Here is a 12729-nt window from a genome sequence, read left to right on the forward strand (position 1 = left end):
GATGCAGAAACATATCAGAGTCACCACATACTCTACTGAGTTCATTTGGGGTACGCGATTTACGGCTAGGAGCCTGAGCGGCAGCCAATTTAGCTTACTGTGAGGCGGAAGCTCCTATAATCTCTACTCATTGCTCTTGCGAACCTCTCATGCCCACCAAACCACATCGTCTGCAGCACCATACCTTGCCATCAGGCATGCTTTTGCAATTCAAGCTGGAACGCTGGCACCGTCGCGCGCTGTATGGCCTCATCGCCTCCTTATACTGCAGTGGCATGGCGTGGGTGATCGCGCATTTCAAATTACGTCGGGTCGGCGAGTTTGGTGAGCTGATTCATCCGCTCGAACACTGGTCCATGCAAGTACATGGGGCCTTGCAAATCCCGGCCAGCTTTCTGCTCGGCGCTTTGCTGTTTGCCCATATGCGCCGGGCCTACCGTGCCGGCCGTAACCGCAGCAGTGGGCTGTGCATGATCGCTGTCTTGCTGTGTTTGGCGGTCAGCGGCTATGGCCTCGATTACTTTGCCAGGGAACTGAGCCGCTCAATCTGGTCGTACGCGCACTGGTTGCCCGGAGCTGCCTTGCCTATGCTGTTATGGATACATATCAATCACGGGCGTGCCAGTTTGGCGGCAGACTAAGCTTCAAATATCGACCGGATCTATTTCCAATGACCATTTAACGCGGCTTTTCAGCGCGCGCATGGCGATAATCCAGGCTTTGGCGAAGGCTTGTAAAGCCGGTCGTGAGACCGACTCGATCAATAGTTGCGCACGCTCCACATTGGCGACCCGCATCATCGTCATCGGAATCGGGTCATGGATGCTAATGCCAGGATGCTCGAGACAAACCGCTGCTTGCTGCAAAAACTCTAATGCCAAGGCTAATTCTCTGGCTTCGGCGCGCAATAAAGCTTGATACATAAACGGTGGCAATTCCGCTTGCCTACGCTCTTGCAACATGTCGGCGGCAAAGCTGCGGTAATTGTGGCCAATCAAGGCGTGGTAGAGCGGATGGTCGGGATAACGCGTCTGCACCAAGACTTCGGCCGCATTGCCATCGGTATTTTGGGCAGTGCGCCCGGCGCGCCCGGAAACTTGCATCAGTTGCGCGAATAAGCGCTCGGCGGCGCGGTAGTCTTGGGAAAACAAGGCGGCATCAGGATTGAGCGCCGCCACCAGCGTCAGCCGTTTAAAATCATGCCCTTTAGCAACCATCTGGGTGCCGATCAAGATATCGATACTACCGTCATGCACTAAATTAAAGGCGGCGGCGGCACTGCCTTTCAGCCGCGTGGAATCGGCATCGATGCGCAAGACCCGTGCTTCTGGGAAAATTTCAGCCAGGCTTTCTTCCAAGCGTTGGGTGCCGCGACCTAGTGGCTGTAAATCAACATTGCCACAAGTTGGGCAGGCGCGCGGGATTCTTTGCTCGAGTCCACAGTGATGGCAACGCAGGCGATGCTCGCCTTTGTGTAAGACCAAATTGGCGGTACAGCGCGTGCAGTTACTCAGCCAGCCGCAAGCGTCACAGGCCAGCACCGGTGCATAACCGCGTCGATTTAAAAACAGGAGTGATTGCTCACCCTTGTCAAGACGTAAGCGTATCGACGCAGTAACACGTGGCGTCAATCCTTGCACCGGCTTTTCTCGCTCCAAGTTCACCATGCGGATGATAGGCAACACGGCCGCGGCAACGGCGCGCTGCGACAGTTCCGATAAGCGATAACGACCACTTTGCACCGCCTGCCAACTCTCCAGCGAAGGCGTGGCCGAGCCGAGCACCACCGCAATGCCGGCCCGGTGGCCACGCCAAATCGCTAAATCGCGTGCCGAATAGCGTAAGCCTTCCTGTTGCTTATAAGAAGGGTCATGCTCTTCATCAACGATGATCAATTTCAAGTCGGGTAAGGATGCCAACATCGCCAGACGGGTACCGAGGACTATCCGCGCCCGCCCGAGGTGGGCGGCGAGCCAGTTATCCGAGCGCGCGCCTTCGGCCATGCCACTGTGCAAGGTCGCCAAGTGCAGGCCAGGAAAACGGGCGCGAATATGGGCCTCGAATTGTGGGGTAAGGTTGATTTCCGGAACCAGAATCAAGACTTGGGCGCGCTCAGAAGCGGCCAGTATTGCCGCTGCCGCATGCAAATACACTTCGGTTTTACCGCTGCCGGTAACGCCAAACAGCAGATGTGTGGAGAAACCAGGCGTGCCGGTGATCGCGCTGACGGCGGCGCGCTGCTCATCGTTGAGTGAGGCCGCACCATGCGCAGCAGCATCGCTTTGCAAAGGTCGTTTCGCCAATCGCTTCAATCCCTTATCGAGCGCCAACGTGGTGGCGGCTTTGATATTCTTGGGCAAAGCCGGCAAGGCGACCTCGCCGAGCGGGCGTTGATAATACTCGGCAGCAAATTGCACCAAAGCCATCCAGTTGGCATCGAGCGCTGCGAGGCTGCTACGCACCGCCAAGACATCGCGCAGTTTATCTTCCGGCACAGCCGTGCTGGTGGCCAGCGCGACGATCAGCCCGACCATTTTTTGGCTGCCAAATGGGACCAGCGCCAGTTGCCCGACTTGCGGCAATGGACTTTCTTGCTCGCTATCAACTTCCAGCGGCGCTATCCAGCGGTAATCGAACAGCGTGTCAAGGGGGGTATCGAGGGCGATACGCAGAAAAAGTGTAGCCACAACTTAGTTTTTTTCGTCAAATATGCCGCTAACTGTTGATTTCATTAACAGTTTTCGAGTTGTCCACAATTTCTGTGGATAACTTTGTGGAGAAAGGTCTATTGACATCGGTTTTTGCCAGTGGCTATGCGGGTTCAGGCGATTTGCTCAATCTCTACGCAGATAATTTATCTGTTTAAAATCAAAGGCTTAGAAAATCTTAAAAAAATTGCGTTTTTATTTTTAAACTTATTTCACGATGCCCTGATTTTGTGCATAAGTAACACAGAACGTTTAAGCAAGTGCAATAAATTGTGATACGACAGCATGGTTTTTCACCTCATTCTGGCTGCAAAGGCGCATGGGCACGTCGTTTTGCTTAGCAGCATGAGACTTTCCCAGCGCGCGCCTGCCGGGCTAGCTTTGGCGCACCAGCATCGCCACGGCCAGCCCTTGCACTCATTATGCTCAGCAGATATCAGCGCTCGGCCTGACGCAACAGCCGGCTGTGTTCATGCACAGCTTGCACCAAGGCAGTCACAGCATCCGGTGAGGTAAATTGCGAAATACCATGGCCAAGATTAAATACATGGCCTTCGCCGACTGCCGGTGTGCCGTAGCTATCTAAAGTTTTGATGACTTCGGCACGAATTTGTGCGGGATCAGCGAACAGGATAGCCGGATCCAAATTGCCTTGCAAGGCAACTTTTTGACCCACTCGGGCGCGCGCCTGGCCCAAATTGACGGTCCAGTCCAAACCAACAGCATCCGCGCCAATAGCGGCGATCTGTTCTAGCCACAAGCCACCGCCTTTGGTGAAGACGATTGCCGGAATGCGCTGACCATTTTTTTCTTTTTGCAAAGCATTGATGATGTCCCGCATGTAGGCCAAGGAAAACTCTTGGTAAGCGGCATCGGCCAAGGCACCGCCCCAGCTATCGAAAATCATGACCGCTTGAGCACCGGCATCGATCTGTGCATTCAGGTAGGCTGCCACGGCATCGGCATTGGTGCGCAAGATGTGATGCATCAAATCTGGACGCTGATACAGCATGGTCTTGACCTTATGGAACTCGCGCGAACCCTGCCCCTCCACCATGTAGCAAGCCAGCGTCCACGGGCTGCCTGAGAAGCCTATCAGGGGTACCCGGCCATCGAGGGCGTGACGAATTTGCGTTACAGCATCAAACACATATTGCAAACTGCCTGGCTCGGGCACTTTGAGCGCCAATACATCTTTCTCATTTTGCAAAGGTCGCTCAAACTTCGGCCCTTCGCCTTCCTCAAAGTATAAGCCCAAGCCCATGGCATCGGGCACGGTGAGGATATCGGAAAACAAAATCGCGGCATCAAGATCGTAACGGTCTATCGGCTGCAAGGTGACTTCGGTGGCAAATGCCGGATTTTTAGCCAAACTCAGAAATGATCCCGCCGTTTTACGACTGGCCCGGTATTCGGGCAAATAACGGCCGGCTTGCCGCATCAACCATAACGGGGTGTAATCCGTTTCTTGACGTAACAGCGCTTTGATGAAGGTATCGTTTTTCAGTGGAGCAAATTGATCAGACATGTTGGCTTTCAGTAAGACAGTGTGGTTTGCGATGGCCGGCTCAAGCATCGGTATTTTCGGAATATCTGACATTATCGCCGAAGCTGCTGCGATCAGCATCTGATCTTGCACAAGCACACGGCAAGCAAGCTTATTTACCCAGAACAACTGTGGATAACTTTGTGGATAGATTTTCGGATTTTGAGGTTTACCTCGAATTATTCATTTCAGTTAACAATAAACACTTGTAAGTCATTGAATCAATTGATTAATTTGACACACACATGAAATTAATCAATTTTTTCGACTAATATTTTTCTTGACAGCTTGTGCATAAGTAAGGTCGGCTGGTTTTTTTAAGCGCTGTTTCCTACAGAAAATATCGGGTGAAAATGGCGTCAGTGCTGGCTTTGCAGATGTATGTGCGGCGTCACAAAGCCGTTCACACTACCTGTATGCTGGTATAAGCCGGGTTCAACGCCGGATAGCTAAGTTGCAAGCTTTCCAGTTTGTCGAGCACAATGCTGGCAATCGCCAGGTTGCGCTGAGTCTTGGAATCGGCTGGAATCACGTACCAAGGAGCGGTGATGCTGTCGGTATTGACGATCGCCTGTGTATAAGCTTGTTGATAGGCATCCCAGTGCGCACGCTCAGCGATGTCTTGCGGGTCGAACTTCCATTGCTTGTCGGGATCGCGCAGACGTTCTTCTATGCGCAGCTTTTGCTCTGCTTTCGAGATATGCAGGAAGAACTTCAGAACGATCGTCCCGGTTTCACTCAGCATGCGTTCAAACTCGCGGATATGGGCGTAGCGCCGCTGGCATTCGGCCTCATCGATCCAGCCATGTACTTTGCTGATCAACACATCTTCGTAGTGGCTGCGGTTAAAAATCACGATTTCTCCTTTGGCCGGCACGTTTTGATGTATGCGCCAAAGAAAATCATGATCTTTTTCGCTGGCACTCGGTGCCTTAAAGGCAACGGTACGAGCGCCGAGCGGATGAATCTCACCGAATACACCTTTGACCGTGCCATCTTTGCCGGAGGTATCCATACCTTGCAACACAATCAGCAACTTCGGGCCGTGCTGGGCCGCAAACAGGTTCTGTAGCTCGGCAATCTGCCGCGCCAGCTCTTGCACTTGTAATTTGGCTTCGGCTTTGGCAAGCTTCGATGTTGCGGCGGCCGCGCTATCTAGCAGTTGCAATCCGGATAAAGCGCGATATTGTTCGGCATGGCTCATGATGATGGCCTTTCAAAAAACCTGGGTATCGAAAAAAGCGAAAAGGCAGCCTGAGCTGCCTTTTCATTGTACTGCCAAGCCGTTTATCCTCCACGCGGAAGCAACAGCCGTTGAAACTTAACGCTTTTGACGCAGTTTCTGTATTGCTGCCAGTTGGGCGATCGCCGTAGCCAATTCGATTTGTGCTTGCGCATAGTCGATTTTGGATTCGTGATTGACCAGCGCTTGCTCGGCCAATTTCTTGGCTTCGTTCGCTTTGGCTTCATCCAGATCGTGACCGCGAATCGCGGTATCAGCCAAAACTGTCACTGTACCTGGCTGCACTTCAAGCAAACCACCGGCGACGAAGACAAATTCTTCTTCAGTCTTACCGACGAGCTTGATGCGCACCGCACCCGGTTTGATACGGGTAATCAGTGGTGTATGTTTTGGATAGATACCCAATTCACCAGCCTCACCCGGCAACGCGACGAATTCGGCTTCACCGGAAAAGATCAACTCTTCTGCAGAAACCACGTCAACGTGAATAGTGTGTGCCATGTTGGACCCTTTTTATTTCGCTTGAAAAAGCCAGCAGGCGTCATCCGCTTACGAACGACGCCGCGTCGGTGCTTAAGAATTAAGCAGCCAGTTTTTTCGCTTTTTCGATTGCTTCATCGATAGTACCTACCATGTAGAACGCTTGTTCCGGCAGGTGATCGAGTTCGCCGGAAGCGATCATTTTGAAACCCTTGATCGTATCTTTGAGCGAAACGTATTTACCTGGTGAACCGGTAAATACTTCAGCAACGTGGAATGGCTGAGACAAGAAACGCTGCATCTTACGTGCACGAGCAACCAGCAACTTATCTTCCGGTGCCAATTCGTCCATGCCGAGAATCGCGATAATGTCGCGCAATTCTTTATAACGCTGCAAAGTACCTTGCACAGCGCGGGCAGTTTCGTAATGCTCTTGACCAACAACCAAAGGATCGAGCTGACGCGAAGTCGAATCGAGCGGATCAACCGCAGGATAGATACCAAGCGAAGCGATGTCACGACTCAGAACAACGGTCGAATCCAAATGGGCGAAGGTGGTAGCAGGCGAAGGATCGGTCAAATCATCGGCAGGAACATACACGGCTTGAATCGAGGTGATCGAACCGGTTTTAGTCGATGTGATACGTTCTTGCAAACGGCCCATTTCTTCCGCCAAGGTCGGTTGATAACCAACTGCGGAAGGCATACGACCCAACAAGGCCGACACTTCGGTACCGGCCAGTGTGTAGCGATAGATGTTGTCGACGAAGAACAAGACGTCTTTACCTTCGTCACGGAAACCTTCAGCGATCGTCAAACCAGTCAGAGCAACGCGCAGACGGTTACCCGGCGGTTCGTTCATTTGACCGTAGACCATGGCAACTTTAGAGTTTTCCGGATTTTCCAGATCAACTACTTTTGCATCAGCCATTTCGTGATAGAAGTCATTGCCTTCACGAGTACGTTCACCAACACCGGCAAACACCGACAAACCGCTGTGGGCTTTGGCGATGTTATTGATCAGTTCCATCATGTTGACAGTTTTACCAACACCAGCACCACCGAACAAACCGACTTTACCGCCTTTAGCGAACGGGCAAACCAGATCAATCACCTTGATACCAGTTTCCAACAACTCTTGCGATGGCGACAGTTCATCGTAAGCCGGAGCTTTACGGTGGATCGAAGCAGTCTGCTCGTGGCTGACCGGACCGCATTCATCGATAGGGTTACCGAGTACGTCCATGATACGACCGAGCGTTGCTTTGCCGGTTGGTACCATGATAGGTTTGCCTGTGTTGCTGATGATCATGCCACGACGCAAACCATCGGAAGTACCGAGAGCAATCGTACGGACGATGCCGTCACCCAATTGCTGTTGGACTTCCAAAGTCAGCTCGGAGCCTTCCATTTTCAAGGCATCGTAAATCTTAGGCATCGCGTCACGTGGGAACTCAACGTCCACCACTGCGCCGATACACTGAACGATTTTGCCATTAGCCATGTTCGTTCCTTCAATAATTAATATTCAGTTTAGACCGCTGCCGCGCCGGCGACGATCTCGGAGAGCTCTTTGGTAATGGCGGCTTGACGGGTTTTGTTATAAACCAGTTTCAACTCACCAATGACGCTACCTGCGTTATCACTCGCTGATTTCATCGCGACCATACGTGCCGATTGTTCAGAAGCCATGTTTTCCGCTACTGCTTGGAAAATCAATGCTTCGACATAGCGTATGAGCAATTCATCAATCACCGTATTGGCATCCGGCTCGTACAGGTAATCCCAAGTATGGGATGACTTGTCGGTAGCCAGGCGATCCGATGTCAGAGGCAGTAACTGCTCGATCACCGGTTCTTGCTTCATGGTGTTAACAAACTTCGTGTAACTGAGATAAACCGCGTCGAGTTTGCCTTCCTGATAAGCATCAAGCAACAATTTCACCGGCCCGATCAATTTATCGAGATGCGGCGTGTCGCCCAGCTGTACCGCATGCGCTACCACGGCAGCGCCGATGCGGTTGAGAAAACCCAAACCCTTGTTACCTATGGCGACTGCTTCTACCTTTGAACCCTTGCCTTCAAGTTCACGCATTTTGTTGGTGACCAAACGTAAAACGTTGGTGTTCAAGCCACCGCACAAACCTTTATCTGTCGTCACAACGATCAAGCCAACTTTCTTGGCCTGATCTTGTTGAACCATAAAAGGATGCGTGTACTCTGGATTGGCTTGTGACAAGTTTGCAGCGATATTGCGAATTTTTTCACTATAGGGACGAGCCGCACGCATCCGCTCTTGCGCTTTACGCATTTTGGATGCGGCGACCATTTCCATCGCCTTAGTAATTTTCTTCGTATTTTCTACGCTTTTAATCTTGCCACGTATTTCTTTGCCTGCAGCCATGAGTGGACTCCTTCTAGCTACAGTAAATTAATAGGCGCCGGATTTTTTGAAATCAGCAATCGCGGCAGACATGGCAGCTTCGCCATCTTTGTCGAGTTGCTTGGTTTCTTCGATCTTTTGCAACAAAGCCGCATGGCTGGTTTTCATGAAGTCGTGTACGCCAGCTTCGAAAGCCAATACTTGCTTGACAGGTACATCATCGAGGAAGCCTTTGTTCACCGAGAACAAAGTCACTGCCATCAAAGAGATGGACAATGGCGCGTATTGCGCTTGTTTCAACAATTCAGTCACACGGGCACCGCGGTCGAGCTGCTTACGCGTTGCTTCATCGAGATCCGAGGCAAATTGCGCAAACGCAGCCAATTCACGATACTGCGCCAAATCGGTACGAATACCGCCGGACAGATTCTTGATAACCTTGGTTTGAGCAGCACCACCGACGCGCGATACCGAGATACCGGCATTGATCGCAGGACGGATACCGGCGTTGAACAACGATGTTTCCAAGAAGATCTGACCATCAGTGATCGAAATCACATTGGTCGGAACGAAAGCGGAGACGTCACCGGCTTGAGTTTCGATGATAGGCAGAGCAGTCAGCGAACCGGTTTTGCCTTTAACGGCACCGTTGGTGAACTTCTCAACATACGCAGGATTGACGCGTGCTGCACGTTCGAGCAAACGCGAGTGCAAATAGAACACGTCGCCAGGATAGGCTTCACGGCCTGGTGGACGGCGCAGCAAGAGCGATACTTGACGGTAAGCAACAGCTTGTTTAGACAAATCATCATAGATGATCAGTGCATCTTCGCCGCGGTCACGGAAGTATTCGCCCATGGCGCAACCGGAGTAAGCCGAAACATATTGCATCGCAGCCGATTCAGCAGCAGTTGCTGCGACGACGATTGTGTATTCCATCGCGCCATGGGCTTCGAGCGAACGCACAACGTTTTTAACTGAAGAAGCTTTTTGACCGATAGCAACATAGATACATGTTACGTTCTGGCCTTTTTGGCTGATCACGGCATCGATCGCGACAGCGGTCTTACCAGTTTGACGATCGCCAATGATCAGTTCGCGTTGACCGCGGCCGACCGGAACCATCGCATCGATGGATTTGATACCGGTTTGCAGTGGTTCGGAAACCGATTGACGGGCGATGACGCCCGGCGCGATTTTTTCGATCGGTGCCGACAACTTGGCATTGATCGGGCCTTTGCCATCGATAGGCTGACCGAGCGCATTGACGACGCGACCGCGCAGTTCAGGGCCGATTGGCACTTCGAGAATACGGCCAGTACATTTGACGGTATCGCCTTCGGAAATGTGTTCGTAGTCACCGAGAATAACGGCGCCGACGGAATCACGTTCCAAATTCAATGCCAGACCGAATGTATTGCCTGGGAATTCCAGCATCTCACCTTGCATCGCGTCAGACAGACCGTGAATGCGGCAGATACCGTCGGTAACGGAGATAACCGTACCTTGATTACGAATTTCAGCGGTGTCGCCAAGGCCTTGAATCCGGCTCTTGATCAACTCACTGATTTCAGATGGGTTGAGTTGCATACTAACTCCTAATATTGTTGTCGTTCTTACGCGGTCAGGGCCACGTGCATTTTCTGCAGCTTGGCGCGTACCGACGTGTCGAGCACCTGATCACCAACCACGATGCGTACACCACCGATCAAAGTCGGATCGACTTTCACGGTTGGGCGCAATTTGCGGCCAAATTTATGTTCCAGCGTTGCCGCCAGTTCGCTCAGCTGTGCTGCCGATAAGTCAAAAGCGCTGGTCACTTCTGCATCTGCGGCGCCGTCATAGGCGTTTTTCAGAGCATGAAATTGAAAGGCGATTTCGGGCAACACAGTCAGGCGTTCATAATCAGCCAGCGTGGCGATGAAATTCTTCGCTTCGGCGGTGACTGGAGATTTGAGCGCAGACAGCACGATCTCAGCTTTAACAGCAGCCGAGATTTTCGGGTTGTGTGCAAGAGCTTGTACATCGGGATGCGCACCAACGTATGCCAGCTCGGCAACCAAGTCCGACCAAGCGGACAGGTCACCGGTTTGGGCAACACGAAACAGCGCTTCTGCGTAAGGACGAGCGATCGTTGCGAGTTCGGCCATAATTACAGCTCGGTTTTCAGTTGATTCAACAGATCGGCATGAGCGGATGCATTGACTTCACGTTTGAGAATTTGTTCTGCACCTTTGACTGCCAGAGTAGCAACTTGATCACGCAAAGTTTCACGTGCTTTGGTTACTTGATTCTCTGCATCAGCTTGAGCTTGAGCAAGAATACGAGCCGCTTCTGTCGAAGCCGTATTTTTGGCTTCGTCAATGATCATTTGGGCGCGTTTTTCGGCGTCGATGATACGTTTCTGACCTTCATCACGGGCACCGGCCAATTCGGCTTGTACACGCTTTTCGACAGCTTGCATTTCTGCACGGCCACGGTCGGCGGCTGCCAGTCCGTCGGCGATCTTCTTGGCGCGCTCATCGAGCGCGTTCATCAGTGGCGGCCACACAAATTTCATTGTGAACAATGCCAAGATGAAGAAAACACCGAACTGAACAAACAATGTTGAGTTTAAGTTCACGGTAATTCCTTATCTAAATGGTTCAAGCCGGAAGCAGCACGCTTCCGGCAGGAGAAGGAAAAACGACTTATTTGGCAACAAACGGGTTAGCGAATGCAAACAACATAGCGATACCAACACCGATCAGGAACGCAGCATCGATCAAACCAGCCAACAGGAACATTTTAGTTTGCAATGTGTTCATCAATTCAGGTTGACGAGCAGACGCTTCCAGGTATTTGCCACCCATGATAGCGATACCGATACAAGCGCCGATTGCGCCCAAACCGATGATCAAACCGCAAGCCAAAGCAACAAAAGATAAATCAGTCATGACATTTCCTTAAAAGTTAAAAATAATAAAAAGCTAAAACTAAGATTAAAACTAAAACTAAAAAAATTAAAACCAAACCAAAACTTTACAACCCTGCGCCATCAATGGTGTTCATGAGCTTGACCGATGTAGACCAGGGTCAGCATCATGAAAATGAACGCTTGCAGGAATACAATCAGAATATGGAAAATTGCCCAGACGGTACCGGCCACCAGGTGACCGAAGACACCGAACACAGTTGCCATCGAACCTAACAAAGCGATCAACAGGAACAACAATTCGCCGGCAAACATGTTACCGAACAACCGCATCCCAAGGGAAACCGTCTTTGCCGCGAATTCAATCAATTGCAAAATCAAGTTGAATGGTGCCATCTTGATGCCGAACGGTGCTGCCACCAATTCGTGCAAGAAGCCGCCGAAACCTTTGATTTTAACGCTGTAATAGAGCATCAGTGCAAATACGCCGAGGGCGATGCCGAGTGTGCCGTTCAAATCGGCCGTCGGTACCACACGGTGGTGCATGTCAGCCAGTGATTCCGGCGCAACGCCCAAATACACCAGGAAACGGAAGGCACCGGAAAATAAATCGACCGGCAAGAAATCGAGCGAATTCATCAGGGCGACCCAGACAAAGACAGTCAGTGCCAATGGAGCGATGAAGCTGCGGTCGCCATGGACGATGCCTTTCGATTGCTCTTCGACCATCTCGACCAAAATCTCGACCGCAGCTTGGAAGCGGCCTGGCACACCGGAGGTGGCTTTACGCGCCGCCAACCACAGCACGAAGCTGCCGACGATGCCGCAAAACACGGACCAAAAAATGGTGTCGAGGTTGAAGAGAGAAAAATCAACGATTTTATCTTGATGGTGGGTAGAAAAATGTCCAAGGTGATGGACAATATATTCTGACGCCGTTGGTGCTGCTTGCTCGATTGCGCTCATGGTCGTTGTCTAAAGAGTAAAATGAAATAACTTTTCAATACCACGATGAAGGCGATCAAGAAAGCCGGCCAATTCACATCGTGGTACCAGGTAACAACCGCCGCCATCAGCGCAATTGTCAGTGCAATTTTTATAAATTCACCGAAGAAAAAACTCATCGGGTCGGTGCCTCCCGGCTTGCGTGCGCTCATCGTCAGGCGCACAGCAAAAAACGCGTTAGGGAGTGCACAGCATAATCCGCCTGCCAAGGCCGATAAGGCCCAGTTCTTGCTTCCGATTAAGGCGATCAGCGCGACGGTCAATGCCGCGGCTATTTGCAGCCATACAATACGTGCCATGCCCGCCCCATCCTTATTCGAGTAGTCGATTTACCTACTGCGATGATTAAAAATATTATCAGGCAGAGCATATCCTTGCTTACCAAAACCACGGAATTATACGTGGTAGTGCGTAACATCGTCAAACGTTAGATGCGATGCATCAGAATGAG

At 51.3% G+C, this 12729-nt stretch carries 13 protein-coding genes; 1 reads left to right on the forward strand and 12 read right to left on the reverse strand.

From position 1 onward, the window contains the following. The first annotated feature begins 149 nt into the window (after positions 1–149). Complete coding sequence (locus RHM61_RS06100) at positions 150–641, forward strand: DUF4405 domain-containing protein (RefSeq protein ID WP_322250244.1); 492 nt, start codon at positions 150–152, stop codon at positions 639–641. A 3-nt stretch (positions 642–644) separates the two neighbouring features. Here the strand turns inward: RHM61_RS06100 and RHM61_RS06105 are convergent, their stop codons facing one another. The 12 genes from RHM61_RS06105 to RHM61_RS06160 form a co-directional block, all read right to left on the reverse strand. Next, entirely contained in the window at positions 645–2687 is a 2043-nt protein-coding gene (locus RHM61_RS06105; protein WP_322250245.1) for a primosomal protein N', read from the reverse strand. Between the two features lie 457 nt (positions 2688–3144). Then, complete coding sequence (gene hemE / locus RHM61_RS06110) at positions 3145–4236, reverse strand: uroporphyrinogen decarboxylase (protein ID WP_322250246.1); 1092 nt, start codon at positions 4234–4236, stop codon at positions 3145–3147. 421 nt (positions 4237–4657) lie between these two features. Next, the gene (locus RHM61_RS06115; RefSeq protein WP_322250247.1) at positions 4658–5458 is read right to left on the reverse strand and encodes a PPK2 family polyphosphate kinase; all 801 of its coding nucleotides are present in this window, start codon (positions 5456–5458) and stop codon (positions 4658–4660) included. A gap of 117 nt (positions 5459–5575) precedes the next feature. Further along, positions 5576–5998, reverse strand: coding sequence for a F0F1 ATP synthase subunit epsilon (locus RHM61_RS06120; protein WP_322250248.1), 423 nt, complete (start codon positions 5996–5998; stop codon positions 5576–5578). A gap of 79 nt (positions 5999–6077) precedes the next feature. After that, positions 6078–7481, reverse strand: a complete 1404-nt coding sequence (atpD, locus tag RHM61_RS06125) for a F0F1 ATP synthase subunit beta (RefSeq protein WP_322250249.1) — start codon at positions 7479–7481, stop codon at positions 6078–6080. Positions 7482–7510: 29 nt separating this feature from the next. Then, a complete protein-coding gene (atpG, locus tag RHM61_RS06130) occupies positions 7511–8380 on the reverse strand; it encodes a F0F1 ATP synthase subunit gamma (RefSeq protein ID WP_322250250.1) in 870 nt (289 codons plus the stop codon). A gap of 27 nt (positions 8381–8407) precedes the next feature. Continuing rightward, on the reverse strand, positions 8408–9949 hold the full coding sequence (atpA, locus tag RHM61_RS06135) for a F0F1 ATP synthase subunit alpha (protein WP_322250251.1): 1542 nt from the start codon (positions 9947–9949) through the stop codon (positions 8408–8410). Between the two features lie 26 nt (positions 9950–9975). Then, positions 9976–10509, reverse strand: a complete 534-nt coding sequence (locus RHM61_RS06140) for a F0F1 ATP synthase subunit delta (protein WP_322250252.1) — start codon at positions 10507–10509, stop codon at positions 9976–9978. Between the two features lie 2 nt (positions 10510–10511). Continuing rightward, positions 10512–10982, reverse strand: a complete 471-nt coding sequence (locus tag RHM61_RS06145) for a F0F1 ATP synthase subunit B (protein ID WP_322250253.1) — start codon at positions 10980–10982, stop codon at positions 10512–10514. A gap of 67 nt (positions 10983–11049) precedes the next feature. Next, entirely contained in the window at positions 11050–11295 is a 246-nt protein-coding gene (atpE, locus tag RHM61_RS06150) for a F0F1 ATP synthase subunit C (RefSeq protein ID WP_322250254.1), read from the reverse strand. A 101-nt stretch (positions 11296–11396) separates the two neighbouring features. After that, positions 11397–12239: a F0F1 ATP synthase subunit A gene (gene atpB / locus RHM61_RS06155; protein ID WP_322250255.1), complete on the reverse strand. Its 843-nt coding sequence runs from the start codon at positions 12237–12239 to the stop codon at positions 11397–11399. Beyond that, a complete protein-coding gene (locus RHM61_RS06160; protein ID WP_416200215.1) occupies positions 12236–12541 on the reverse strand; it encodes an ATP synthase subunit I in 306 nt (101 codons plus the stop codon). Before RHM61_RS06160 ends, atpB begins: the two co-directional genes overlap by 4 nt. Positions 12542–12729 lie beyond the last annotated feature (188 nt).

The sequence above is a fragment of the Undibacterium sp. CCC3.4 genome (assembly GCF_034347425.1).
Taxonomy (GTDB): domain Bacteria; phylum Pseudomonadota; class Gammaproteobacteria; order Burkholderiales; family Burkholderiaceae_D; genus Undibacterium.

What these genes read in the sequence shown, in the direction of transcription:
- atpE (WP_322250254.1), bottom strand. Translation starts at nt 11,295, where the DNA reads ATGACTGATTTATCTTTTGTTGCTTTGGCTTGCGGTTTGATCATCGGT.
- atpD (WP_322250249.1), bottom strand. Translation starts at nt 7,481, where the DNA reads ATGGCTAATGGCAAAATCGTTCAGTGTATCGGCGCAGTGGTGGACGTT.
- RHM61_RS06100 (WP_322250244.1), top strand. Translation starts at nt 150, where the DNA reads ATGCCCACCAAACCACATCGTCTGCAGCACCATACCTTGCCATCAGGC.
- RHM61_RS06115 (WP_322250247.1), bottom strand. Translation starts at nt 5,458, where the DNA reads ATGAGCCATGCCGAACAATATCGCGCTTTATCCGGATTGCAACTGCTA.
- atpG (WP_322250250.1), bottom strand. Translation starts at nt 8,380, where the DNA reads ATGGCTGCAGGCAAAGAAATACGTGGCAAGATTAAAAGCGTAGAAAAT.
- atpB (WP_322250255.1), bottom strand. Translation starts at nt 12,239, where the DNA reads ATGAGCGCAATCGAGCAAGCAGCACCAACGGCGTCAGAATATATTGTC.
- atpA (WP_322250251.1), bottom strand. Translation starts at nt 9,949, where the DNA reads ATGCAACTCAACCCATCTGAAATCAGTGAGTTGATCAAGAGCCGGATT.
- RHM61_RS06140 (WP_322250252.1), bottom strand. Translation starts at nt 10,509, where the DNA reads ATGGCCGAACTCGCAACGATCGCTCGTCCTTACGCAGAAGCGCTGTTT.
- RHM61_RS06120 (WP_322250248.1), bottom strand. Translation starts at nt 5,998, where the DNA reads ATGGCACACACTATTCACGTTGACGTGGTTTCTGCAGAAGAGTTGATC.
- hemE (WP_322250246.1), bottom strand. Translation starts at nt 4,236, where the DNA reads ATGTCTGATCAATTTGCTCCACTGAAAAACGATACCTTCATCAAAGCG.